This window comes from Bacillus sp. F2HM, assembly GCF_019266135.1.
Taxonomy (GTDB): domain Bacteria; phylum Bacillota; class Bacilli; order Bacillales; family Bacillaceae; genus Bacillus; species Bacillus safensis.
Genome location: NZ_LRMO01000012.1, coordinates 142,177 through 168,897, shown reverse-complemented (window position 1 = coordinate 168,897; position 26,721 = coordinate 142,177). Strand labels below are relative to the sequence as shown.

The 26,721-nt window shown below is 41.7% G+C and carries 22 protein-coding genes; all 22 read right to left on the bottom strand.

Features of this window, described 5'->3' with window-relative positions; all coding sequences use genetic code 11:
* Nucleotides 1–17: 17 nt before the first annotated feature.
* On the bottom strand, nucleotides 18–311 hold the full coding sequence (locus tag AWT60_RS09605; protein WP_024427000.1) for a winged helix-turn-helix domain-containing protein: 294 nt from the start codon (nucleotides 309–311) through the stop codon (nucleotides 18–20).
* Nucleotides 304–897 carry a hypothetical protein gene (locus tag AWT60_RS09600; protein ID WP_024426999.1) on the bottom strand — a complete coding sequence of 198 codons (594 nt, stop codon included), beginning with the start codon at nucleotides 895–897 and terminating at the stop codon, nucleotides 304–306. The genes AWT60_RS09605 and AWT60_RS09600 overlap by 8 nt, the downstream gene beginning before the upstream one ends.
* 308 nt (nucleotides 898–1,205) lie before the next feature.
* Nucleotides 1,206–2,339, bottom strand: a complete 1,134-nt coding sequence (locus tag AWT60_RS09595; protein ID WP_163115142.1) for a glycoside hydrolase 5 family protein — start codon at nucleotides 2,337–2,339, stop codon at nucleotides 1,206–1,208.
* Nucleotides 2,340–2,363: 24 nt separating this feature from the next.
* Nucleotides 2,364–3,593: an endo-1,4-beta-xylanase gene (locus AWT60_RS09590; RefSeq protein WP_218677178.1), complete on the bottom strand. Its 1,230-nt coding sequence runs from the start codon at nucleotides 3,591–3,593 to the stop codon at nucleotides 2,364–2,366.
* 80 nt (nucleotides 3,594–3,673) lie between these two features.
* Nucleotides 3,674–5,779 (bottom strand): glycoside hydrolase family 48 protein, encoded by a 2,106-nt coding sequence (locus AWT60_RS09585; RefSeq protein WP_218677177.1) that lies wholly within the window; start codon nucleotides 5,777–5,779, stop codon nucleotides 3,674–3,676.
* A 32-nt stretch (nucleotides 5,780–5,811) separates the two neighbouring features.
* Nucleotides 5,812–7,662 carry a glycoside hydrolase family 9 protein gene (locus AWT60_RS09580; RefSeq protein WP_218677176.1) on the bottom strand — a complete coding sequence of 617 codons (1,851 nt, stop codon included), beginning with the start codon at nucleotides 7,660–7,662 and terminating at the stop codon, nucleotides 5,812–5,814.
* A 425-nt stretch (nucleotides 7,663–8,087) separates the two neighbouring features.
* A complete protein-coding gene (locus AWT60_RS09575; RefSeq protein WP_218677175.1) occupies nucleotides 8,088–12,401 on the bottom strand; it encodes a PolC-type DNA polymerase III in 4,314 nt (1,437 codons plus the stop codon).
* Between the two features lie 73 nt (nucleotides 12,402–12,474).
* Nucleotides 12,475–14,172: a proline--tRNA ligase gene (locus AWT60_RS09570; RefSeq protein WP_218677174.1), complete on the bottom strand. Its 1,698-nt coding sequence runs from the start codon at nucleotides 14,170–14,172 to the stop codon at nucleotides 12,475–12,477.
* An 80-nt stretch (nucleotides 14,173–14,252) separates the two neighbouring features.
* Entirely contained in the window at nucleotides 14,253–15,518 is a 1,266-nt protein-coding gene (gene rseP / locus AWT60_RS09565) for an RIP metalloprotease RseP (RefSeq protein ID WP_087975441.1), read from the bottom strand.
* Between the two features lie 6 nt (nucleotides 15,519–15,524).
* The gene (dxr, locus tag AWT60_RS09560; RefSeq protein WP_041109015.1) at nucleotides 15,525–16,676 is read right to left on the bottom strand and encodes a 1-deoxy-D-xylulose-5-phosphate reductoisomerase; all 1,152 of its coding nucleotides are present in this window, start codon (nucleotides 16,674–16,676) and stop codon (nucleotides 15,525–15,527) included.
* Between the two features lie 39 nt (nucleotides 16,677–16,715).
* Nucleotides 16,716–17,510: a phosphatidate cytidylyltransferase gene (locus tag AWT60_RS09555; RefSeq protein WP_024424148.1), complete on the bottom strand. Its 795-nt coding sequence runs from the start codon at nucleotides 17,508–17,510 to the stop codon at nucleotides 16,716–16,718.
* Between the two features lie 12 nt (nucleotides 17,511–17,522).
* The gene (locus AWT60_RS09550) at nucleotides 17,523–18,305 is read right to left on the bottom strand and encodes an undecaprenyl pyrophosphate synthase (protein WP_024424149.1); all 783 of its coding nucleotides are present in this window, start codon (nucleotides 18,303–18,305) and stop codon (nucleotides 17,523–17,525) included.
* Nucleotides 18,306–18,435: 130 nt separating this feature from the next.
* Complete coding sequence (gene frr / locus AWT60_RS09545; RefSeq protein WP_024424150.1) at nucleotides 18,436–18,993, bottom strand: ribosome recycling factor; 558 nt, start codon at nucleotides 18,991–18,993, stop codon at nucleotides 18,436–18,438.
* Nucleotide 18,994: 1 nt separating this feature from the next.
* The gene (gene pyrH, locus AWT60_RS09540; protein WP_008344767.1) at nucleotides 18,995–19,717 is read right to left on the bottom strand and encodes a UMP kinase; all 723 of its coding nucleotides are present in this window, start codon (nucleotides 19,715–19,717) and stop codon (nucleotides 18,995–18,997) included.
* A gap of 134 nt (nucleotides 19,718–19,851) precedes the next feature.
* The gene (gene tsf / locus AWT60_RS09535; RefSeq protein ID WP_024424151.1) at nucleotides 19,852–20,733 is read right to left on the bottom strand and encodes a translation elongation factor Ts; all 882 of its coding nucleotides are present in this window, start codon (nucleotides 20,731–20,733) and stop codon (nucleotides 19,852–19,854) included.
* Nucleotides 20,734–20,824: 91 nt separating this feature from the next.
* A complete protein-coding gene (gene rpsB, locus AWT60_RS09530) occupies nucleotides 20,825–21,559 on the bottom strand; it encodes a 30S ribosomal protein S2 (protein ID WP_024426991.1) in 735 nt (244 codons plus the stop codon).
* Between the two features lie 155 nt (nucleotides 21,560–21,714).
* Nucleotides 21,715–22,254: a Swarming motility protein SwrB gene (locus AWT60_RS09525; protein WP_218677173.1), complete on the bottom strand. Its 540-nt coding sequence runs from the start codon at nucleotides 22,252–22,254 to the stop codon at nucleotides 21,715–21,717.
* Nucleotides 22,255–22,275: 21 nt separating this feature from the next.
* Entirely contained in the window at nucleotides 22,276–23,043 is a 768-nt protein-coding gene (locus AWT60_RS09520) for a FliA/WhiG family RNA polymerase sigma factor (protein ID WP_024424154.1), read from the bottom strand.
* Nucleotides 23,044–23,067: 24 nt separating this feature from the next.
* Nucleotides 23,068–23,568, bottom strand: coding sequence for a chemotaxis protein CheD (locus AWT60_RS09515; protein ID WP_024424155.1), 501 nt, complete (start codon nucleotides 23,566–23,568; stop codon nucleotides 23,068–23,070).
* Complete coding sequence (locus AWT60_RS09510) at nucleotides 23,568–24,194, bottom strand: chemotaxis protein CheC (protein WP_163115146.1); 627 nt, start codon at nucleotides 24,192–24,194, stop codon at nucleotides 23,568–23,570. Before AWT60_RS09510 ends, AWT60_RS09515 begins: the two co-directional genes overlap by 1 nt.
* 12 nt (nucleotides 24,195–24,206) lie before the next feature.
* Nucleotides 24,207–24,668 carry a chemotaxis protein CheW gene (locus AWT60_RS09505; RefSeq protein ID WP_024424157.1) on the bottom strand — a complete coding sequence of 154 codons (462 nt, stop codon included), beginning with the start codon at nucleotides 24,666–24,668 and terminating at the stop codon, nucleotides 24,207–24,209.
* A 24-nt stretch (nucleotides 24,669–24,692) separates the two neighbouring features.
* Entirely contained in the window at nucleotides 24,693–26,720 is a 2,028-nt protein-coding gene (locus tag AWT60_RS09500; protein WP_041109011.1) for a chemotaxis protein CheA, read from the bottom strand.
* Nucleotide 26,721 lies beyond the last annotated feature (1 nt).

Here is a 26,721-nt window from a genome sequence, read left to right as displayed (position 1 = left end):
CACCCTTTCCTTTCATCTCATTTATTTTTTAAAATGGTTTCAATAACACTCAAATATTCTTTGTAGGCTTGCTCTCCCAAATCTGTTATACTAACGATTGTTTTTGGTTTTTTATCCACAAAGGTTTTTGTAATTAGCACATAGCCTGCTTCCTCTAATTTTTTTAAATGCGAGCCCAAATTACCATCTGTTACAGATAAAGAACCTTTTAAGAAGCTAAAATCACATTTTTCATAAATCATTAATAAACTCATAATCCCTAACCGAACTTTTGGATGGATTAAATCATTTAAATTATTGACATTACTCATTTCCTTGTCCTTTTCTTTTTAAAATCACACCAGTTAATAACAAACTTCCTCCACCTATAAAAGCGAAGATAATGTTCATTAAACTAGGAAATAATAAAAATGTAGTTACACCTAAAACACTTAGCCAGAACCCCATAATAAAGATCTCTTTAGCCAGAACAATACCTAAGAGTAAATACATGATGGAAACCAATAAAACAACATAGAAGGGTAAATTATTTAATGTATATGGTAATAAGCCAACACATATTAAAAAAATAAAGATACCTAAAATGATTCCAATACCAAGCCATGTGTATTGCAATTGAGTTCTTAAAAACAAGGGCATTGGTATCATTTTCTTTTGTTTAAAATATGTAGTTAAAGTGATAACCCAGCCCGCAATGCCTAAAATAAGCCAAAAGACACCTGCAGTTATTGAATGAGCAAAAAGTAAAGGTATTGAATATCCCATTATCCAAATGAGGCCCCAAATGATAAAATAAATGCTGGTTTGTTTACAATACTCTGTTTTATAGTTTGTAATCGTCTTGATATGAGATAAATTCTCTAATATTTCTGAATTATTGAATTTTTCATTAGACATAAATAAACTCCTCTTCCACAAAGAACTCTGTACTACAGAGTATAGAATTAAATTTCCATTTAGTCAAGTTATTGGTAAAATAAAAAATAGATATAACCACCTCCTTCCTAACGAATCTCCAAATACCTTCTGCTTCTTGATCGTTTCTGAAAACCTTTTTCAATGGTTGGTCTCATAAACGCATCATATTTTAAGAAATTTAAATATAGAAAAAGTGATAAACAAGCATTTTAAATTTTCTATTTGGAAAGTAAGAACTACTAATTGGAGTGAGCTATATAATCAGTTCCTTATTCAGCAGGCATTCGTCATCGGTTCTTTTCATTCATTCTTTTCGCATGTTCACTGATAAGTGCTGCCTCCCTGCTTCCTTTTATAATGCGGAAACCGTCATAATCCGGATAGAGCGAATCATCGTCCTGAATACTTGTTAAAATCCAAAATTGACTGCCAGCCCCTCCGAGCCGCTCAACCGCTGACAGCCAGCTTTGATATACGTCAGGACGAGCTGATTGATTTTGATAGCCAAACTCTTCTAGCACAACTGGCTTTCCGATTGACTTCCCGCGGGTGATATGGTCTTCGATCCATTTCACTCCCCAGGCAGCAGACTTGTTCCAGTGATCTGGGTACAGATGATAGGTTCCATAATCGATATTAGGAAGAGATGTTAAACGGTCCCAATCGACGCCTTCTCCTCCACCGTAAAACCAATCTTCATGTCCTGGTATGCGAAAGAATCCTTCATCTCCTACTGCAACAAGATGGTGACGATCCAGCGATTTGATCCATGTACTCATTTCATCTGCCCATTTGACTAGTACATTTCCCGTTGGATCTGACTGCATCCGCGGCTCGTTGGCTAATTCCCAAGTCATAATAGCTGGATCGTCTTTATATTGAACACCTGTAAACGTATTGGTTCTTTCTAATACATAGCGCACATAATTTTTGTAAGCTTTTTGAATACGAGGATCTGTATAGAAGGCATCATGCGATCCTGCCCCGAACCACTTCACATATTGATTCATCCCGCCAAAGTCATCCCAATTGTTCACTAGTGGGATCACAAGCTTTATTCCTTCCTGACCTGCTTTATAAATCGCATAATCTAGTTTTTGAAAACCAGATTCTTCATAGACGCCTGGACTAGATTGTAAGACTGAGTTTTCTTGAGGGGCCCCGTCGTGAAAGCCCCAAATCCGTATGACCTTTAAATTCATTGCTTTCATATCATCGAACACAGCATCTACCATTTTTTTAGATTTGTAATGGAAATAGTAATTATTTGTGCCGGCGAAGTAAAATGGTTGATTGTTCAGCGTAAATTGTGTACCAGACGTCTGCACATAAGCGGCGGCCTTCATCGTAAGCGAAAACCAGCCAGACCATATAGCGGCTATAAGTATGAAGCAAGACACTCTTTGAGCCCACTTTTTCATTTACATTCTCCTCACAATCTATCTCTATCCTTCTTGAGGCAGGATCACGTCTAGTTGAAAAGGTGTTTGTTCATTTGAATCAAGTTCAATCGTCTGCTGTTTCAACATTTTACTTTCTTTACCGATTCGAATCTCATATGTTCCGTGAAATGCTGGACATTTCACATTGCCATTAGCATCTGTTTTTTCAACTCTTTGGGTCGTCCACTCATTTAGAAGCTTTTCATAACGTCGTCCTGCTTCATTTAAAGACCAATCATAATTCACGATGGCTGCATGTTCACCTCTCCAATGGGCACCTGCCCAAAATCCCCACATCAGCACTCCTTTTACGGCTGGATGACTAAATGCGACGCGATATAAAGCTTCCAGGTTATCCGCTCTTCTATTAGGGTCAGGGTGAACAGAATCGTACTCTGTGACCCATATTGGAAGACCAAGCTCAGCAAGGACATCGAGCCTCTCTTTGACAATGACTGGATCAACTCGTTCTTCAAAATGGCCTTGAACCCCAATCGCCTCAATAGGCGCGCCTAACTGACGCAGTTCATTGATATGCGCTTTATAGGCATGGTGTTCACCATAAGAGATCACATTATAATCATTCACAAACAATAGTGCTTGAGGATCAATTTTTTTCGTTTCTTCATACATCCACTTCCAAATATTTTTCCCAAAGCGATCTTTAAAAAATGAACCATGCATCATTTCATTGTTTACATCCCAATGACGAAACCTTCCCTTAAAATGATTGCCTGCATGCTCAAGCCGGTTTTTCATGGCTTCATATACTTCGTGATTCGGCAGTGACCTCAGCCAGCTTGGATTCGCATCCTCTACCTCCCAAAATAAAGCGTGCCCCCTCACTGGAAGCTGATGTCGATCTGCAAAATTCAGCATCGCATCTGCTTTTTCGTAGGTGATTTTCCCTCTTTCTGGCTCATTCGCATACCATTTTGCTTCATTTTCAAAAACAGCCCAATTAAAATGCTTCACGAAAAAATCAGCATATTGTTGATTAAATAACACTTGATCATTCATCGCTGAACCAAAGGCGAATTCATGTCTGATTTGCTTTATTTCAACCTCTAGACCTGCTATTGGCTTTTTTTCGCCGTTTGTCACGTTGATCACAAGATCTCTTTGTCTATGCTCTGAAATTCGATCATCCGCCTCTTTTTTCCACATCAGATTTTCCTGCCCATTTTCGCCTCTACTGAATGAATGATGAAGAAAGCTTCTTTCTTTGACCATGTAAATCACCCTTATCTTCATTGGTTTGATATTACCTATTCAAACTGCCGGCTAGAAGCCGGCAGCTTGATTTTGACCTCTTAGTTGATCAGACGATGGTATTCAGCATAGGCAGTGGCCATATCCACTTGAGACCAGAAGCGGTGATAAGTGAAAACTGGTGCGCCATTCTCCCATTTGCCTGTAGCTTCATTAAATGAAGACTGATATTTACTTTCGAGTGAAGACCACGCTGGATCTTGTTTAATCTTCGGACGAAGATCAGCAAAACTCGTATAGACTCCATTCCCTCCTCGCTGCGGGTCAGAAGGAACGGTGCTGGCTCCAGGAATCTGATTTCCTTGACCAAATGTCCCGTTCCATCCATTTGGGAAATACACTTCTTTTCTAAAGAAACGGTCATAGTCTTCTCTATCTTCCTCTGTCACTATGCCGACGCCATCATTGTAATTCCATGCAACCTCTAGGAGCTGCGCGGCTGCATCTTTCGCTCTTGCACCAAGCGCTGTATAATCACCTGTTTCCAGCTTTGTGGCTGCAGCAAAGAATATCAAAGCTTTGGCTAGACTTCCTAATACGCCCGTATCCTGAGTCGGATCTTTAGTTACAGCTGTTAAATTTGGATTTCCTGTTGCAGACTGGAACCCATTCCAAGTATCAGGCTGTCCGCTCCAAGCAATATTTCCAGGAAGCCAAAACTCTCCAGGCGCACTTGTTGTAGCAACCGAAACATTCGCTCCTCCTAAAATTCTTTGTCCTTGCTCATCTAAGAAATAACCCTCTTCATCTGACACAGGACGGCTGCCGATAAAAATGTAATCTAAGGCATAGCTGACCCATTTTGTTATGACAGATTTGGCCATTTGGACATTTTCAGATGTTTTGTCGCCATCTTTTACAAAAATATAATAAAGCTCTGCTACGCGCTCCATTGGCCATGCCTGCATTCCAAACCAGTTATTTGAAGGCGGGTCAAGGTAAACAGGTGCATCTTCATATGCCATATCATAAAAAGTACTTCTTCCTGCTGGATAAGCGCTATAGTCTCCATTCCAGCTATTGGTTGCGCCTCCTGCTATGGCTCCTTCTTTCGATTGAAGCCATACATAAAATTCAAGCTGTCTCTTTAATGTTTTTTCCCAATCGCTTGCCCCTGTTGCTGAAGATGGCTTTAAGCCTCCTTTATCAGAGGATAAAGCATAAGCGGCGACAGGATTTTGATATCCTTGATGACAATGGCTCGCTCCGATACGCCATGACCAGTTTGCGTACTCCCCAAGTCCTCCGCCCCAAGAGGTATACCATGCCATTAAGTAATGACAGGCACCCTTTCCGTTTCCAGGATACGGATTCCCCTGCTTCCCGCTTCCAATCGTTTGAAAATATTTATCGTACATGCCGTAACGGAGGAAATCCCCCATTTTTTTCGCTTTATCAAGATAAGCTGACCGATTATAGCCGAGCTCCTTTGCCCAATACATCGCTTGTATCGCGCGCGCATCAGCATCCGTTGCATTCGTATAGCGCCACTGAGCAGCTGGAGCTTGATTTTCTTTTGTGAACAAGCTCATAAAGCCTTCATTCGGTTTACCAAAAGATTTATCGTCCTGTGATGGATGAGGGATGGACTCCCATACAGATTCCTGTGGACCACGCTGGAATGTGTTCACATAGGCGGCTTTATGTGATGGGTTGAGCAAGTTGCCATAGCCATACCAGTTATCTACGTCAAGGAGCCAGTGCATTAAATACGTTTCATTCGTCCCATAGGTTGATTTCAATTCACTATCAATTGGATCTTGACCAGCAGGACGAGCACCGGTCAGCTGGCTTGGGTATTGATCCGGAAATGGTTTCTCTGCTGCGTATGTGGCTGGGCTGGACGGATTGTAAGCGTTCATATGCGGCTGCTCATCATTTCCATCTTCATTGACTGGGATGATGTACTTCTCCATATTGTCCCAAGCTGCCTCTAATTTGCTCCAGTCCCCTGTGTAATGTCCGTACAGCACCTCAAGCCACAGCCAATAGCTATATGCTTCTGAAGTTGTCATATGCCCGTAATCAGGTGCTTCGCAAATGAGTGTCTCGATTGAATGATACGGAATTCCTTCTGGTGAAAAATATCCATTCGCATCGCTTTTAATTTGATGATAAAGCGTTAAAAACCGTTCTTTGTTTGACAAGTCCTTCACCCTTTCAATAAAATCGTTGATTTTTATTTGTCTGGAAGTGTGCCAAATACTAAAACATCATCGTCAAAGACAGGAATCTTTGTTGTTTTTTGCATATTGGATGTTAATCCTTGATAGGAATAATCATTTGAGGCATCCCATATATTCGATCCATTTGGAGCAGATAATCGAAATTGTATTTCCTTCTTATGCTCAGATTCTCCTCTAGGAGAAATAGCTACGCCCGTAAAATCGATTTCTGCAAAATAGACGCGGCTTGATGCGTCATATACTTTTAAAGGTGATAAGGAAGCGCCGTCATTGTAGGCTGCTGTCACTTGAATATCCTTTTCAGTGAATCCCTTTGCAAAGACCTCACTCAGATTGACGTAATATCTAAAGGATAGTGTTTGACTGCTTCTTGCCGGCCAGCCGGACCTGTTGTACAGCACTGCTTTCACTTGAGTAGATGTTGTATCGTTATGCATCACAGCTGCCTCTACAAAAAATTCATCCTCCACCTGTTCTTTAGGCGGGAAATTTGGCAGCTTTGATTGCCCTTGACCAAACAGCTGCACCATTTTGGCGATATTTCCAGTAAAGGCGGCATTATAATCGGTCGCCACCTCGTTTGATATATAATCAGAGATGTCATCATCATATTGATCCTGTGCATTAGGCCCCCCTACAAGCGCTCCATAAAGAGTGTGCCGGTGAGATGGAGGATTTGTCAGCTGGTTAGACCACGAGCCATGTGCAGTACGGTGGTGCGGGTGCTTCGGCGGATTCTGACCAAACCCAACGACGTAGCTTCTATTCAGCGGATTATCACCCAGCATATAGTGAGTTTGCTTAATCGCAAACGATTGGTATCGATTTTTCTTTTCTTGATCAGATACCCAATCAGCATAGACAAAGGCTAAAAATGCTGCATTGGCGGCATAACGAAGTGAACCCCATTGATCCAGCCATGCCAAACCGCCAGGCGTATAGGTGATTCTTTCTACTTTTCCATTTTGAACAAGACCTGTGGTCCAGTAATCAAGATTGCGCTCTGTCGATTCTATAAATCTGTTTTCTTTCGTGATTCTTGCTAGTAAGATTTGTGAGGCAAAAAAAGTATTGTCCCATGACATGGTAAACGTATAATCCCAATCCTTCGGCCATTCCTCTACCGCTTTTAATGCTTGGTTTAAATAGGTTTCTTCATTTGTCGCCAAGTATAGCCAGATTCCGCCCCAAATAAGTTCGTCAACATAGCCGCTCCAGGAGTTGTAAAATGGCTGCGCATTGGTGACACAATCTGTATATTTGCCGCGATACCTGTCAGCAAATGCATATAGCTGTTTGGCGTGCGTCAAAAGCTTTGCTGCATAGGACGCATCTGTTTCTTTAAAAATGATAGAACCTGCTGCTAAAGCCGCCGCAGTTTGTGCAGCTACTTCTGTGCCAGGACAATGTTCATCAATTTTAAAAGCTGGCCGGTTCATCGGCATCACTTCTGCTGGTCCCCACCAAGCGTGATCGGCGTTTCCATCACCTACTTGTGCCCAAAATTCATTCGGTCCTGTATGTGCTTTCAAAAAATAATCTGTTGCCCACTTGATTTGATCTAGTATCTCATCAAGCAGCTCCGCCTCTTCATAAGCTTCTCGGTATTCATATACTGTCCATGCAAGCACGGCTGCTGAGTAAGCCATCGGAAGTCCAAATTTCACATGATCTCCTGCATCATACCAGCCGCCAGTTAAGTCATGCCCAACATCCTTCCCGTCCTCGAGTCCAGAATCTCCCCTCCAGTTAAGACGATTACTTTCCGGAAGCCGGCCTGACCGCTGCGCTTCATAAAACAGCATGGATTTTTGGAGAACCTCTACATAGTTGTAAGATGCCATTTCTCTATTGCTCACCCCTTCTTTTTAGTGAAACATTGATCAATAGACGCGACCGCCTCCTTTCTAACCTTCGTTTCGTGATCTGTACAGTTTTGAAAAGAATCAAGTATGTTTCAAAAATAAGCATAGTAAACAGCAATCAGCTTTACGCTCATCGAAGGTTTTCTCTTGATTCTCCTTCTGACTGTACCCAGAATGATCATATGTCGCTTGAGAACATTTCAGACGGCGAAATTCTCTTTTGAGCTCTATTTGGGTAGAAAGAATGACATACAATCTCTTCTCTTAAAACATCACGCTAAATCAAGATATATGAATGAATAAGAAAATAATTCCAATTGATAAGAAATCTTTATTAGTTAACATAATAAAATTATTGTATATAAAGAAAAGAACGCCCTTTTAGGGCGCTCTTATTTATCACATTAAAATAAAGAAAGCTGGTTTTGATCAGGAAGTGCTTCTAAACAGCCTTGACGATCTAAATATTCAAGGATGGTCTTCGACACTTTTCCGCGTTTTTGTAAATCTTCTTTTGAGAGGAATTCCCCATCTTGCCGCGCGCGGACAATATTTAATGCAACGTTTGTACCGAGGCCAGGGATCGAGTTGAATGGCGGTATTAATCCGTCTCCATCAATGATAAACTCTGTTGCACTTGAGCGGTAAAGGTCAACTTTTTTGAAGTGGTAGCCTCTTTCACACATTTCAAGGGCAAGCTCTAGTACAGTTAATAGGTTCTTTTCTTTCGGTGATGCATCTAAACCTTTTGAATTAATATCGTCCATAACGGCTCGAATCGCATTCGATCCTTTTGTCATTGTTTCAATATCAAAGTCATCCGCACGAACGGTAAAGTAAGCCGCATAGTACAGGAGTGCATGATGCACCTTAAAATAAGCAATACGAACAGCCATTAACACATAAGCAGCCGCGTGGGCTTTAGGGAACATGTATTTAATTTTTTTACAAGAATCAATATACCAGTTTGGTACATTATTATTCTTCATTTCTTCTTCCCATTCAGGAGGAAGTCCTTTTCCTTTACGAACAGATTCCATAATTTTAAAGGCAAGTGACGGCTCTAAGCCTTGATAGATGAGATAGACCATAATATCATCACGGCACCCAATTACTTCACTTAGTTCACACGTTTTATTGTGAATGAGCTCTTGCGCATTTCCGAGCCAAACATCCGTACCGTGTGATAGTCCAGAAATCTGAACAAGCTCTGAGAAAGTCGTTGGTTTTGTATCCTCTAGCATTTGCCGAACAAATCTTGTCCCAAATTCTGGGATACCGAGTGTACCTGTTTTACAGCCAATTTGCTCTTCTGTGACACCTAGTGGCTCTGTCCCTTGGAAAATCTTCATGACTTCAGGGTCATCTGTTGGAATCGTTTTTGGATCGATTCCGCTTAAATCTTGAAGCATACGAATGACCGTTGGATCATCGTGCCCAAGAATATCCAGCTTGAGCAAGTTATCGTGGATCGAATGGAAATCAAAATGTGTCGTCTTCCAATCGGAACCTGTCGCATCTGCTGGGTATTGAATAGGTGAGAAATCGTAAATGTCCATATAATCAGGCACAACGATAATTCCGCCTGGATGCTGGCCTGTTGTCCGTTTTACTCCTGTACAGCCTTGTACAAGCCGGTCGATTTCAGCGCCTCTCATATGAAGGTTATGATCTCCTGCATAGCCTTTTACGTAACCATATGCTGTTTTTTCTGCAACGGTACCAATTGTACCTGCTCGGTATACATAATCTTCACCGAACAACTCTTTCGTATAGTTATGTGCTATCGGCTGATATTCGCCTGAGAAGTTCAAGTCAATATCAGGGACTTTGTCTCCTTTAAAACCTAAGAACGTTTCAAACGGAATATCATGTCCATCTTTTTTATACGGTGTTCCACATTCTGGACAGTCCTTATCAGGAAGGTCAAAGCCTGAACCAACAGATCCATCATTAAAGAACTCAGAGTGCTTACAGCTTGGGCATACATAATGAGGTGCAAGTGGATTTACTTCAGTAATCTCTGTTAATGTCGCAACAAGAGATGAGCCGACAGATCCCCTTGAACCAACGAGATATCCATCATCAAGTGATTTTTTTACGAGCTTATGAGAGATTAAGTAAATAACGGCGAAGCCATGACCGATAATACTTTTTAATTCTTTCTCGATGCGGTCTTCTACGATTTTCGGCAAATCATCTCCGTAGATGCTGCGCGCCATTTGATAGCTCATTTCCCGTATTTCTTCATCTGCACCTTCAATTTTTGGTGTGTAAAGATCATCTTTGATAGGTTTAATGCTTTCGACCATCTCAGATACTTTTTGCGTATTTGTTACGACGATCTCTTTCGCTTTTTCGTCTCCTAGGAAGGAGAAGGCTTCGAGCATTTCATCTGTCGTTCTAAAATGAACTTTTGGCAGTTCATGGCGGTTCAGCGGATTCGCTCCACCCTGTGATGAAATTAAGATTTTACGATAAATTTTGTCCTCAGGATGCAGGTAATGTACATTTCCAGTCGCCACAACTGGTTTATTCAGCTTTTCGCCAAGTTTGACAATGTTTGTGATGATTTCTTTTAACGCACGTTCATCTCGAACAAGCTCTAGCTGCAGCAGGTGCTGATACACTTCCGGCGGATGTACCTCTAAATAGTCATAAAATGCTGCAATATCTTCCACCTCATCAGGTGACTTTTGCATCATTCCTTCAAATACCTCACCCTTATCACAAGCAGACCCAACAATTAAACCTTCTCGAAATTTCTCAAGCTGGGAGCGCGGAATACGCGGAACCCGGTAGAAATAATGAATATGAGAAAGTGAAACAAGCTTAAATAAATTCTTAAGACCTGTCTCATTTTGAGCAATCAAAGTCGCATGGTAAGGACGTGAGCGCTGGTAAGCATTCGACTGCCCCATGTTTTCATTCAATTGATCGTGATAGGCAATCTCTTTTTCAGCTGCATCTTTTAGCATCTTCAGCATGAGATAGCCTGTCGCCTCTGCATCATAAATCGCCCGGTGATGCTGCGTCAGTTCAATATCGAACTTTTTACAAAGGGTGTTCAGCCGGTGATTTTTAAATTCTGGGTAAAGGAACCGGCCAAGTTCAAGTGTATCAATGACAGGGTTTGACGCTTTATCTGTTTTTAACAGGCGTTTATACGCTGCATTTAAAAAGCCCATATCAAAGCTCGCATTGTGCGCAACAAGGATATCTTGTCCAATCCATTCTTTGAAATCCCGTACGACGTCGACGACATCTGGTGCATCTCTCACCATATCATCGGTGATACCTGTTAATTCGATGGTTGTCGCTGATAACGGGTGATGGGGATTTGCAAATGCCTCAAAGCGGTCAATGATTTCCCCGCCTTTTATTTTCACTGCTGCAAGCTCAATAATTGTGTCATAAACAGCTGAAAGTCCAGTTGTCTCGACGTCGAATACGACATACGTCGCATCCTCTAACAAGCGGTGCTCTGGGTTGTATGCAATCGGTACCCCGTCGTCTACTAAGTTGATTTCCACACCGTACATCATTTTGATGCCATGCTTTTTACTTGCTGCATACGCATCTGGGAATGATTGTACAACGGCATGATCTGTCAGGGCAATTGCTTCATGCCCCCATTTTTTTGCTTGTTCAACAAGTCTGCCAATGCCAGTGACAGCATCCATTTGGCTCATAGGGGAATGTAAATGAAGCTCCACACGCTTTTCACCCTCAGGTGCTGTATCTTCTTTCAGCTGCGGTTTCATTTCATTGACATCATTGGCGATCATGACAAGATCTCTGACAAACGTATCATTTTGAATGCTTCCTCTTGCTTTCACCCACATGCCTTTTTTCAATGATTTCATCAGCTGAGCATCTTCTTTTTCTCTTGCAAACATTTTGATCAAAATACTATTTGTATAATCTGTGATCTTAAAGATACAAAGCGTTCTCCCGCTTTTCAGCTCACGCGTTTCTGCATCGAATACGTAGCCTTGAACGGTAATTCTTCTTTCCTCGTCCATGATACTATCAAGCGTACGAATTTCTTCATTGTCTTTGATTTGATAGCCAATCATCAGAGGGCCTGACGGAGCTTCATTCTGCTCCTCACTTTCTTTCTTCTCCATCTCAGTGAGGGCTTGCATGGCTCTTTCTTGATCTTCAGCAAGCTTTTGTTCTCTGAACTTCTGAATCTCTTGATCTGATACAAAAATTTCTGTATCGAATTGCAGCTCTGGAAAGCCCACTTGTTTAAATGCGGCTTGGAGCATCGGGCTGTACTTCTTCTTAATAGCGAGTGCCTCTGTTTCGCTTTTCGTTTTAATGATGATTTTATGTCCAGACAGCGATGGTTTTTGCTGCTGAAGCAAGCTGATGATTGGGGGAGAAATTCCTTGAAGTTCTTCCACACAATGTGACCAGTACGATTGCACGAGTTCTTCAGATATGTGCGGATCACTCACTTCAATCGTACAAGTGATTTGTGCAATATGTGAAAATGCATTTGTCAGCCTGCTGAGAAACATGGCGTATACTTTGTAAGGCAAAAGCGCCTTAAATTTAAAAAGGAAATGCCATGTTTTCGTCGCCTTGTGCACGGTCAATTTGACGATTTCCCCTTCTTCAAAGTAACGACTGAGGTCATCATCTGTCATTTGAATTTGATTGAGTAATATATGAAATTGCCGCCGTGTGATCGGTAATTGTTCATCCAAGACAGGACCCTCCTTTTGTCAATCAGAAAGGTACCTCTTTTCTACAGGAGGTACCTTCATTTTTTTGTTCGCTTTATGCTTGGCGTATAAATGAAATCAGATCATCAACAGATACTTCATGTGATTCACCTGATTTTCTAAACTTCACTTCTACTATACCTTCTTCTGAACGTTTTCCGCAGCTAATACGAATTGGCAGTCCAATTAAATCACTGTCTGCAAATTTCACTCCTGCACGCTCCTGGCGGTCATCAAAAAGTACATCAAAGCCTTCATCTTCTAAGCGCTCGTACAACGTTTCCGCCAGTTCTTTCTGTGCGTCGTTTTTCATATTTAATGCAAGGAGGTGAAGGTCATATGGTGCCACTGTTTCCGGCCAAATGATTCCTTTCTCATCGTGATGCTGTTCAACAATCGCTGACAGCGTTCTAGAGATACCGATGCCATAGCAGCCCATAATCATTGGCTGCGCACGTCCATTCTCATCAAGGTAAGTTGCATCCATTGACTCAGAATAACGAGTGCCGAGTTTAAAGACTTGTCCTACTTCAATCCCTTTTGCAAACTGGATTGTGCCTTCCCCATCTGGAGAAACATCTCCTTCTTGAATCAAGCGAAGATCTGTAAATTCTTTTACTGACACGTCACGTGCAGGATTGACATTGACATAATGATAATCCGCTTCGTTTGCACCAGCGACTGCATTTGTCATTCCCTTCACAGCAAGGTCCGCATAAATATCGACTTCTGCTTCCAGTTTAACAGGTCCAACAAATCCAGGCTCAGTTCCAATGACTTTCAGCACTTCTTCGCGTGAAGCAAGCTCGACAAGCTGTGCTCCTACCAAGTTTTTCACTTTCACATCATTTACTTCATGATCGCCTCTAGTAAGAATGAGAACATACGCATCATCTGCTTTAAACAAAACAGATTTAATGCAAGCAGAAGGGTCAACTTCTAAAAATCCAGCCACATCTTGAATGGTTTTCACTTGCGGCGTGTGGACTTTTTCAAGCTCTTTGAAGTCAGCAGGATTTGCTTCTTCTCCGTGATATACAGCCTCAGCCATTTCAATGTTTGCAGCATATGAGGACGTATCAGAATAAGCGATGGTATCCTCTCCGACTTCTGAGAGCGCCATGAACTCATGCGTATCTTTTCCTCCCATTGCCCCAGAATCTGCAATGACCGGTCTAAAATTGAGACCCACTTTTGAGAACACATTAGAGTAAGCCGTAAACATTTTGTTGTATGTCTCATCAAGGCTTTCTGGTGAAGAATGGAATGAGTATGCATCCTTCATAATAAATTCACGTCCGCGCAGCAGTCCAAAGCGCGGTCTCTGTTCATCACGGAATTTTGATTGAATTTGATATAAAGTTAAAGGAAGCTTCTTATACGATTTCACTTCGCTGCGTACTAGTGATGTGATCACTTCTTCGTGGGTTGGGCCAAGCGCAAATTCGCGGCCATGGCGATCCTTCATACGCATCAGTTCTGGACCGTATGTATACCATCTTCCTGACTCTTGCCACATTTCCGCCTGCTGCAGCACTGGCATTAACAGCTCAGCTGCGCCTGCCTTTTCCATTTCCTTGCGGACGATCGAATGAATATGCTGAATGACTTTATGCGCAAGCGGCAGATAATGATAGATTCCACTTGTATTTTGTCTAATAAACCCAGCTCTTACTAAGAGTTGATGACTTTTTGCCTCAGCATCTGCCGGCACCTCTCGAAGAGTTGGAATAAAAGTCAGGGATTGTCTCATGTCGTTACACCTCATTTATGAAATAGGACTTCTCACAAAAACTCTTGTTTCCCGGAATGAGAAACAAGAGAGAATGGTTTTTATAAAAATAACCGCTGAATGTCATTCCACGTTACCACTAACATTAACAGCATGAGGAAAGCAACACCGATAAAGACAACAAGTGCTTCCTTCTCACGATTAATAGGTTTACCGCGAATGGCTTCAACAAATAAGAATAGTAAACGTCCTCCGTCTAATGCAGGAATCGGTAACAAATTCACGATGCCTAGGTTGATGCTGAGGAACGCCGCAAACTGCATTAATGTTAACACACCTTGTTTGGCTACTTCTCCTGTCATGTCATAAATTCCAACAGGACCTGCTAACATGTCTAGTGAAAATTGTCCTGTGACAATTTTTTGCAAGTTCGTTAAGATCAGACCTGCCGTTGAAATGACAGTTGTTCCAGAAGATGAAATAACTTTCAAAAATCCATTTTCCGTTGGCGGATATGATCCGAAACGGCCAATGCTTTTCCCATCTGCTTTTACAGCTTCAGGTACAACCTGCACAGTGCTTTCTTTGCCGTCTCGGTCAATGACGACATTCATTTTTTTCTCAGGGTTCTTTTGAACTGTTTGAACGACGTCTGTCCAAGAATTCATTTTCTCGCCGTTAATGGACACGATGTGATCTCCCTGCATGAGTCCAGCCTCAGCCGCCCGGCCGTCTTTCGTCAGCTTACCGAGTACAGGATCATCAACGGTTACCCCTTGAATAAAACCTAAAGCAACCAAAATCACATACGCCAGGATAAAGTTCATAATCGGTCCAGCTGCGATGGCTTTAATTCGCTGCCAAACTGTTTTTGAACCAAATTGACGATTGTATGGTGCGATTTGAATTTCTTCACCATCTGCAATATAGAAGCTTGTTTGACTGACATTGTAGCCAGTCAGAATATCTTCATTTCCAGCTTCATATCCCGAGATTCTCATAGCATGATCTAAATCAATTTGCTCAACTTCGATGACAAGTGCATCAGGATATTTTTCTTTATCATTTAAAATGATCTTTTCTACTTCATTTTGCTCATTGAATAAGAGCCCCACTGTATGACCTGGTTTAATTTCGATAACTTCAGGGTCCTCTCCAGCCATTTTAACAAATCCGCCAATAGGGAGAAGTCTAATGGTATAAACGGTTTCTTTTCGTTTAAAGGAGAAAATCTTCGGCCCAAAACCAATTGCGAACTCGCGGCATAAAATCCCCGCGCGCTGCGCCATAATTAAATGGCCAAGCTCGTGGAAAAAAACGAGCGTTCCAAAAATAATAATAAACGCAATCACTGTATTCACGAACATACCACCTTATGTGAGGATTGATTGAACAAAGTCTCGTGTATCTTTGTCCACTTCATGGATATCTTGCAAACTAGGCGTTGAAATCACATGATGTCTGATTAGTGCCTTTTCAATCAATTCTTCAATTTGCAGGAACGTTACTTTGCCTTTCAGAAATGCATCGACTGCCATTTCATTTGCTGCATTAAGTACAGCAGGCATTGTCCCTCCTATTTTACCTGATTCATAAGCAAAATGTAAGCAGCGATACCTGTCAAAATCCGCTTTTTGGAAATTCAATTGTCCAATCTCCCAAAGGTTCAATGATTTCGCTTCTTGTAACGGCGCCCTGTCAGGGTATGTGAGTGCATATTGAATAGGCACTCTCATGTCTGGTGTCCCTAACTGAGCCATGACGCTTTTGTCGTGAAATTCCACCATCGAATGGATAATGCTCTCTTTATGTAGCAGCACATCAATTTGTTCATAAGGGATATCAAACAACCAATGTGCCTCGATCACCTCGAGCCCTTTATTCATCATCGTCGCTGAATCAATGGTGATTTTCGCTCCCATCGACCAGTTCGGGTGGTTCAGCGCTTCTTCAACCGTAACACCTTCAAGTTCAGTTCGTTTTTTATCTCGGAAACTACCACCTGAAGCTGTCACGATTAAGCGTTCAATATTTTTAGCTTGTTCACCTTGCAGGCATTGAAAAATAGCGGAATGCTCACTATCGACAGGAAGTAAAGGTACATCATATGTTTTAGCGTACTCTTTTACTATATGACCAGCTGTCACAAGTGTTTCCTTATTTGCGAGAGCAATCGTCTTTTTTTGTTCAATGGCCTTTAATGTTGGAACAAGTCCAACACTTCCTACAAGTGCATTGACCACTACGTCCACTGCATCATAGGTCGCTGCCTCGATGTTGGCTTCATCACCAGCAGCCAGCTTCACATCGTATGCAAATGAATGATTTTTTAGCATGTGATAGGTTTCTTCGTCTACACATCCGACGAATTCAGGCTGAAAGCGCTCAATGATCGGAATCGCCTTTGCTATATTTCTGCCAAATGTCATGGCTTTCAGCTTAAACTTGTCCGGGTGCTGCCTGATCACATCTAACGTTTGTTCTCCAATTGATCCTGTTGCGCCTAATAGCGAAATATATTTCAAATTGCCACTCCTTCTCTCGTTCAATAAGTTTCTATGAGGTTAGCTGGCAAACGTTGCGAGCAGTAAGTATAAAAACGGCAGAACGAATAAAAAGCTGTCAAACCTGTCCAAAATCCCGCCATGGCCAGGGAGAATTGTCCCTGAATCCTTCACGTGATAATGACGCTTTAAAGCAGATTCCACAAGGTCGCCAAGCTGTCCAAAGATACTGAGTAAAAGAGTAATAAACATCACAAGCAGATATGATGGCAAAAATCCTGTAACCGCCTGAAACACAAGTGACAACACGACCGCTGTGACGATTCCGCCGATAAATCCTTCTACTGTTTTGTTTGGGCTGATTTCTGGCCAAAGCTTTCGTTTCCCCATAGATTTCCCAATAAAATAGGCTCCTGAGTCAGTAGACCAAATAATCACTGCTGCGAAGAAGATCGCACTCATGCCATATAAGCCTCTAATTTGGATAAAATAATAGAAACTAACGCCAATATATAATGTGGCTAATACAACAAAAGCAACCTCATCGAATGTGAAAGAGTTTTTGCTCAAAACTGTATAAGTTAAAAGTATTAAGACTGCAAATAAAGCAATCTGCATTTTTGATGCGTCCACGTTTGGGAAGAAGCTGTTGTCTCCGCCCATTAAAAGCCAAAGCAATATTAAGCTGACAATACCAGGAAAGCTGAAAATCGAGATCTTTTTCATTCTTAAAAGCTCAAAGAGAGCGACACTTCCCATTAAATAAATCAGCAGGGTAAATGGCATCTGTCCATATATAACTGCAAGCAAAAAGACTGCAGCTGCCAAAACACCCGTCAAAATTCTTTGTTTCATCTGCACCACCCTCTAAATTCCACCGAACCTCCGGCCGCGGCGCTGGTACTCTCCGATAGCGCCTATAAGGTGCTCATCAGAAAAGTCAGGCCAAAGCACATCCGTAAAGACAAACTCGCTGTACGCAATTTGCCAAAGCATAAAGTTGCTTAATCTAATTTCTCCACTCGTGCGAATGAGCAAATCCGGATCTTGAAGAGATTCTGTCATTAAATAAGCTGAAAACATCTCTTCTGTGATGTCTTCTGCTCGAAGCTTACCTTCTTTGACCTTTTCAGAAATTTGTCTGCATGCGGAGACGATTTCTGTGCGCCCTCCATAGTTTAGCGCAAAATTCAAAACGAGCCCGTCGTTATTCGCCGTACTCTTTACTGCGTTCTCTACCGCTTTTTTCGTATGCTGCGGGAGGCCGTCTGGATCACCTGTTAAACGCACACGGACATTCTCCTCGATGAGTTCAGGCAGGTAGATGTTTAAAAATTCTTCAGGAAGTTTCATTAAAAAGTCTACTTCTAGTTTTGGACGTTTCCAATTTTCCGTAGAGAAAGCATACAAAGTCAGCACTTTGACATTCAGCTCATTTGCAAGCTTTGTCATGCGCTTGACGACTTTCATTCCTTCATGATGACCTGCTACCCGTGGAAGAGCACGTTTTTTCGCCCATCTTCCGTTCCCATCCATGATAATGGCGATATGTTCAGGAATTTCTCCATTTAATATGTCTTCTTTTGTTAGGCTTTCTAAGTTGGAAGCTGCTGTTTGCTGATTCTTCCAATTTTTGAGTATATTGAGCATGAGATTCCTCCATCACCCAAAAAGGTTGCGTTCCCGCTAAATAATATAGTCATCAACAGTATTAACAAAAAAACCCCCTGTAAACATGAAGAGGGTCTTTTCACTATTATCTATTGTACATAGTTTTTTCTTAAACTTCCATGATTTCTTTTTCTTTATCTTTCGTCACGTCATCAATTTTAGCGACATATTCATCTGTCAATTTTTGAACATCCTCTGTCGATGATCTTAATTCATCTTCAGTGATCTCCCCATTTTTCTCAAGCTTTTTCAAATCATCGTTTGCATCACGACGCACGTTACGAACAGCTACTTTTGCTTCTTCTGAGTATTTTTTTACGACTTTCACAAGCTCTTTACGTCTTTCTTCTGTCAGCGCAGGAATCGCAATGCGGATCACATTTCCGTCACTTGTTGGCGTGATGCCAAGATCAGACTTTTGGATCGCTTTTTCGATATCACCGATTGCTGTTTTATCGTAAGGTGTGATAATCAGCATACGTGCTTCTGGCACTGTGATCGACGCAATTTGGTTAAGCGGTGTTTGTGCACCGTAATAATCCACTGTCACTTTATCAAGCAGTGAAGCATTTGCACGGCCAGCACGAACAGTTGCAAGCTCACGTCCGTATGCTTGTACGGCTTTTTCCATTTTTTCTTTCGTTTGGTTCAACACTTCTTTTGACACGTTATTTCCCCCTCACGATCGTTCCGATTGATTCGCCATTTACGGCACGTTTAATATTTCCTTCTTCCATAATGGAGAAGACGATTAATGGAATGTCATTGTCCATACATAATGAGGACGCAGTAGAATCCATTACAGCAAGCCCTTCTTTAAGTACATCAAGATATGAAAGCTTATCATATTTTACTGCATCCGCATCTGTACGAGGATCAGCACTGTAGACACCATCTACATTATTTTTCGCCATTAAAATGACATCTGCTTCAATTTCTGCTGCTCGAAGTGCTGCCGTAGTATCTGTAGAGAAATAAGGGTTTCCTGTTCCAGCAGCAAAAATGACGACACGTTTCTTCTCAAGATGACGGATCGCTTTTCTTCTTATGTATGGCTCTGCAACCTGTCTCATTTCAATAGAGGTTTGCACTCTAGACTGAATGCCAAGCGTTTCTAGGCTGTCCTGTAACGCCAGTGAGTTCATCACTGTTGCCAGCATCCCCATGTAGTCTGCTGTTGCACGGTCCATTCCTAGATCACTGCCTGTCTTCCCGCGCCAAAGGTTTCCTCCGCCTACAACGACTGCAACTTCAACATCAAGCTCTGCAATTTCTTTTACTTGCTTTGCAATTGATTGAATGACAGTTGGGTTAATTCCATTTCCAGCATCACCCGCTAGTGCTTCGCCACTTAGCTTCAGTACAATGCGATTATATTTCGGTTTGCTCATGATAACCTCCAAGTGTATACTATACCGTCTCTTATTATGCGTAAGAAACTGCCTTTTGTAAATCAATATCCTCTAAAAAATAGGGAACACAGTGCTTGTGCTCCCTAAAAAAGCCCCAGAGAGCTTTTCAAACATTATTTTTTCACTTGGCTCATAACTTCTTCAGCAAAGTTGTCTTGACGTTTTTCGATACCTTCGCCCACTTCATAGCGAACATAAGTTTGAACAGTTGCGTTTTTCGCAGCTACAACTTGTTTCACTTTTTCATCTGGGTTTTTAACGAACGCTTGGTCAAGTAAGCAAATTTCTTCGAAGAATTTGTTTAGACGGCCTTCAACCATTTTAGCTACGATGTTTTCAGGCTTTCCTTCTTGAAGCGCTTGCTGTGTTAATACTTCACGCTCACGGTTTGCTTCTTCTTCTGACACTTGGTCACGAGAAATGTATTTAGGGTTTACAGCTGCAACGTGCATTGCGATGTCTCTTGCAAGCTCTTCGTCAGTTGTTCCGTTAAGAACAGCTAACACACCGATACGTCCCCCCATGTGCAGGTAAGAACCGAATGCAGCATTATCTTCTTTTGTGATGACAGAGAAACGGCGTAGAGTGATTTTCTCTCCGATTTTCGCAATTGCAGATGTGATATGCTCTTCAACTGTTGAACCGTTTTCCATTTTAGAAGCATGAGCTTCTTCAAGTGTTGCAGGTTTAGCAGCAAGCAAATGATCAGCAAGTTCGTTAAGAAGTGCTTGGAATCCTTCGTTTTTCGCAACGAAATCAGTCTCAGAGTTCACTTCTAGGATCACGCCTGTGTTGCCGTCAGTTTTGATAAGAGTTAATCCTTCTGCCGCAATACGGTCTGCTTTTTTCGCAGCTTTTGCGATTCCTTTTTCTCTTAGAAGGTCGATTGCTTTCTCGATGTCACCATCAGTTTCTGTTAACGCTTTTTTACAGTCCATCATACCTGCACCAGTTTTTTGACGCAGTTCTTTAACTAATTGAGCAGTAATTGCCATTTTACATTTCCTCCTTCTATGTTAAAACACGGATTACTAGGTGAAAAAAAGGTGATAAAAGGCATTTCCCTCTTATCACCTTTTGAATAGGTTACGCAGTTGTTGTTTCAGTTTCTGTCGTTTCTTCTACAACAGCTTCTTCTTCGCCTTGTTTAGACTCAAGAATCGCATCTGCCATTTTAGCAGTTAGAAGTTTTACAGCACGGATTGCATCATCGTTTGCAGGGATCACAACATCAATTTCGTCTGGATCACAGTTTGTGTCAACGATACCGATGATTGGGATATTCAATTTACGAGCTTCTGCAACTGCAATACGCTCTTTACGAGGGTCGATAATGAAAAGTGCATCCGGAAGACTCTTCATGTCTTTGATTCCGCCTAGGAATTTTTCAAGACGCTCTAATTCTTTTTTCAGTTGAACGACTTCTTTCTTAGGAAGAACTTCGAATGTACCGTTTTCTTGCATTTTTTCAATATCTTTTAAACGTTTAATACGTTTTTGGATTGTTTCAAAGTTTGTTAAAGTTCCACCAAGCCAGCGTTGGTTCACATAGAACATACCAGAACGGATTGCTTCTTCTTTCACTGAATCTTGTGCTTGCTTTTTCGTACCAACGAATAGGATTTTTCCTCCGTCAGCAGCAAGGTTTTTCGTGAAGTTGTAAGCTTCCTCTACTTTTTTCACCGTTTTTTGAAGGTCGATGATGTAGATACCGTTACGCTCTGTAAAGATGTAACGCTTCATTTTTGGGTTCCAACGGCGAGTTTGGTGACCGAAGTGAACACCAGCTTCTAGCAATTGTTTCATAGAAATAACTGACATTTTGTTGCCTCCTAATATAATGGTTTTTTTTCCTCCGCTTAAGTCATGTTCACATAAAACTGCGCCACGGCAGCACCTTCATACGAATCATTAAGCGTGTGTATTTAACACCAAGAAATAATATAACACATGATGGACTGACAATCAAGAATCCTTTACAGCTTTCCGCTAAATTTTAATAAAAGCTCGATTTCTGTCTTGCCAGTTTTCATTTCTTTCGCTATTTCTTCTAGTGACCGCCCTTCATCATATAGGGTCTTCACTTGGTCCTCGAATGGTTCTTCTATTTCACTTTTAGAAAGCAGAGAAGCCTCTGTTTCAAGTTGTGGAACGGGTTCGTTTACCTTCTCTTCCTGCACCTCAACTTCGCTAAGGAGAGCCGACAGGTGCTCTGGTACGGGATCTTCACTTTCGACCGATTGCTGGGATTCAATTGGTGGTTGTGGCTGCTTTGGTGTCTGAAGATCCGATTTCAGCTCTTCAGCAGAAAAATCAGGGGAAGCGGCTGCCACTTTTGATAGTTTGTCATTCTCTTCTTTGACCTCCATCAAAAATGCAGCCAGGGTATTTTCCGTTTCTTCTAGAAGTTCTCGCTGCTTTTGTTCTGTTGCCTTCAGCGAATTCATTCTCGTATATAAAATAATCACAAAATAAATAAGTGCAGCATGAAGCATGAAGCTAATCAGCCATAACATATTTTTTCACTCACTAACTCTTTAAGATTGAATGGCTTTATCAAGCAGATGCTTAAGCTTGAACAAGGCCTTTGAATGAATTTGCGAAATGCGCGAGGTAGATAAATTGAGCACTTGACCGATTTCCGTTAATGTCAGTTCTTCTTTATAGAAAAGACTGATCACAAGTTTTTCTTTTTCTGAAAGCTCTGTGATTTTTTCAGAAAGCTGTTCAATTAATTCATCTTTCAGCATTTTCTCTTCTGGAGTCACAGACTTCTCGTCGCGAATCATGACTTGGACGTTCTCTCCGTCTTCTTGATCATGCAGCTTCTCATCGATTGAGAGCAGATTTGCAAAGAATCCTTCATTCATCGTTGTGACGACATCCTGTTCACTCATGCCGAGTTCCTCAGCCACCTCTGTCGGCGTCACATTACGCAAATAACGCTGTTCAAGCTTTTCAATAGCCGCTTCTACTTTTTTTGTTTTTTCTCTTGATGTACGAGGCAGCCAGTCCTCTTTACGAAGACCGTCGATAATGGCCCCGCGGATTCTGAAGGATGCATATGTATCAAACTTCAGATCTCTTCCGGGATCAAATTTTTCAAGGGCATCATATAAACCGAGCATCCCTAGACTGATCAAGTCTTCTTTATGCACTGACTTCGGGAGACCGATGGAAATTCTTCCAACATGATATGTGACGAGCGGCATATAGCGGCGCATAAGATCATCTCCAGCAGCTGGGTCTTTCCACTCTTTCCATCTAGCCCATAGCGCCTGATCTTCGTAATTTAAGGATTGCATCTTTATCCCCCTATACTTCCTTAGTTATATCTTCATAATGCCTTGCTTCACAGTACGGATCTCAAGCTCTGCCGTAAGCGGATCGAATTCGATCGTGCGGCCACTGTTTCCGCCTGTATCCTCACTAATAATCGGGATATGATGAAGAGACAGATGTTCTTTTACAGCTGAAACGTTTCTAGGTCCAATTCTCATTAGATCATTGGTTGACTTAAACTTAAACATTTCCGCCCCGCCAGCAAGTTTTGCCTTTAGCGCATGTTTGCGTGCGCCTGCTTTTAAGAGCAGATCAATTGTATGCTTGACACCTGTATCTGCATATTTAGCCAAGTTCTCCACCGCCCCTTTTGAAAGAGAGGAATCTGGAAGCATAACATGGACAAGGCCTGCCAGCTTTTTGTCTTGATCAAACAAGACAAGCCCTACGCAGGAACCAAGACCGGATGTCCGAATGCGGTCCGGTGATTTAACAAGCTGAACATCCGCAATACCAACCTTTACAACTGCCGGAATTTGCACGTTCATTATAGGTTACCTAATGCTTTGAATAGTTTTTCGAACGATTCAAAGTCTGGTAATAGAAACATATTTCCTTTCAGCTCTTGCTTATTTTGATCATCAAAAATAGATGTATCAATCACAATCGCCTGATCACCAAGAGGACTGAATTGCATCAACCCTTCACTAATGACAGCCCCGAACATATCGAGCGTGACATCTGGAACACTTGGGTAAAGCTGCAATTTGGTTAAATCGGCAAGGGCTGATAAATAAGAGCCCGCTAAAATATTTCCAAGTTCATGAAGTGCTGACGTCCCCATCTCATGTTCATGAATCGTATCAATATCAAATGCCGGATCCTGGACAAGCTCTCTTACAAATTGCTCTGCTTGCTTAAACGGCATAATGAAAAAGATTGAGCCGGTTAAATCCCCTTCCATTCGCAGGAAAATGCTTGCAACAGGAAGGTCTGCACCGCCAAAGAAATCCATTAAATCTTCAAACGAGAGAACCTTGACAAAAGGAACAGCCATATCTATTTTGCGATCCAATAGGTTGGCAAGAGCAGACGCTGCGTGGCCTGCCCCGATATTCCCAACCTCTCCTAAAATATCTAGCTGTTCATCTTTAATTTCGTTGAAAATGCTCATTTCACATCCCCCTTAATGAACAGGTGCACCTTGAACGCTCTTGTCGAGGACAGCACCGGCATGAATGATATTGAAAAGACGCTGATCATGCTTAATGATACCTGTCACCCATGACTGTCCTTCTTTTTCAGCTGATTCAGGAGAAGATTCTACTTCTTCCTGATGTACGGTTATGACATCATTTGCTTCATCAACAATCCAGCCGACTTCAATGTCACCAACTTGTACAATGATCATTCTTGTTTCATCTGTAATTTCGTTGTCAGTAGAACCAAGTCTGACTCTCAGGTCAATGACAGGTGTCACGACACCGCGTAAATTAATAACACCGCATATATAAGGGGCAACGCCAGGAACTCTTGTCGGCTGCTGCCATTTTTCAATGGACTTTACTTCTGATACTGAAATGGCGTATTCTTTTTTGTTTACGATAAACACAATCATCTTTTCGCCAGTTTTGATATCTGTACTCATTTCAGACCGCTCCTCTATTGTTTTTTACTTGATCAGTGCATTACAGTCAACGATGAGTGCAACTTGACCGTCACCTAGGATCGTTGCGCCGGATATCGCAAATACGTTTGGCAGATAATCTCCTAGTGATTTCAATACAACCTCTTGCTGACCAATAAATGAATCGACCACAAATGCTGTCAGCTTGTCTCCTTTACGAACAACAATGATGTGCAGCTCTTCCTCTAATTCATTCGCATTTGGTACGTTGAATTGTTTCTTCAAGTACACGACCGGTACGATAAATCCGCGGAAATCAATCACTTCACGATCATGCGTTTGCAGGATGTCACTTTTCTTAATGACAGCCGTTTCAATAATAGAAGAAATCGGAATCGCAAATGTTTCCTCTTCTAGTTTTACAAGAAGAACGGAAATAATTGATAATGTAAGCGGAAGCTGGATCGAAAATAGTGAACCCTGTCCTTCTGTTGAGTTAATGCTTACAGATCCGCCAAGTGATTCCAGCTTGTTTTTCACAACGTCAAGACCTACACCGCGGCCTGAGATGTCAGAAATCGTATCAGCTGTAGAGAATCCTGCTGCAAAGATCAATGAATCAATTTGATGATCTTCAAGTGTTTCTGCTTCTCTTTCTGTGATAACCCCGCGCTCTAATGCTTTTTCAAGCACCTTTTTACGGTTAATTCCGCCACCATCATCTTCTACTTCAATGAAGACATGGTTTCCGCTATGGTACGCTTTTAATAGAACCGTACCTTTTTCCGGCTTGCCTTTTTTCACACGTTCTTCTGGTGATTCAATCCCGTGATCTAGACTGTTTCTGAGTAAGTGCAAGAGCGGATCACCAATCTCGTCGATCACTGTTCGATCAAGCTCCGTCTCAGCACCCTCAATAATCAGCTCAATTTTCTTATTAAGCTCTTTCGTCAATTGACGAATCATACGCGGGAATCTGTTAAAGACAGTTTCCACAGGTACCATTCTCATGTTCAGGATGATTGATTGCAGGTCTCCAGAAATACGAGTCATTCTTTCGACTGTGTCTGTGAGTTCGTTATTTTCTAGTTCTTTAGCAATCTGTTCTAAACGGCCTCTATCAATCACAAGTTCTTCAAAAAGATTCATAAGAGAATCAAGACGGTCGATGTTGACACGAATTGTTTTCGTTCCGCCGGCAGCTGCACCGTTATTGCCATTTGCTTTTGGCGCATCATTTGCTGGCGCTTTCGCAGCAGGAACCGATACTTCTTCTTTTTTCTGTTCAGGCTGCGCCTCTTGCTTTTCAGCCGGAGCTGCTTCTTCAAATGCGGAGACTTCAGAGATCTCAACCTTCTCAACCTCTGAGATCGCCGTGACGATTTTCTGCACTTCATCCATCGGCTGTTTAGAAAGATAAGAAATGCTGAATTCAGATTCAAAATCTTCTGATTCTAACAGTTCTGCATTTGGAACAGTTTTGACAACCTCGCCTGCTTCATTTAATCTTTCAAAAATCATATAGACACGAACGGCTTTTAGTAAGCACGCTTCACTTAATGTCACGTTAAGTTCATAGCATTTAAAGCCTTGCTCTCTCGCTTCATCAAGAACCGTTCGTTCAAATTCGTTATAATCTAAGTCATTAGCAGCAGCTGATGCATCTGCTGTTTCAACGCTTGAAGCTGCCTCAGCATGGCTTCCTGTCACATCTAGCTTTTTACTAATCTCTGTGACATCACGTTTCCCGTCTCCTCCTTCTGCAATCGATTGAACCATTGCTTCAAGATGATCGAGTGCTTCGAACATCGTATCCATTGACTCAGGAGTGACAATCATTTGTTCATTACGGATAGCATCAAACATGTTTTCTAAATGATGCGTTAAGTGAGCCATATCATCAAAGCCCATCGTTGCACTCATGCCTTTCAATGTATGAGCCGCTCTGAATATATCATTCACTAGCTGCAAGTCGGTTGGGTTCTTTTCTAAATCAAGAAGTTTTTCATTACAAGTTTGTAAGTGTTCTCTGCTTTCATCTAAAAAGATATCTAAGTATTGGTTTACATCCAAC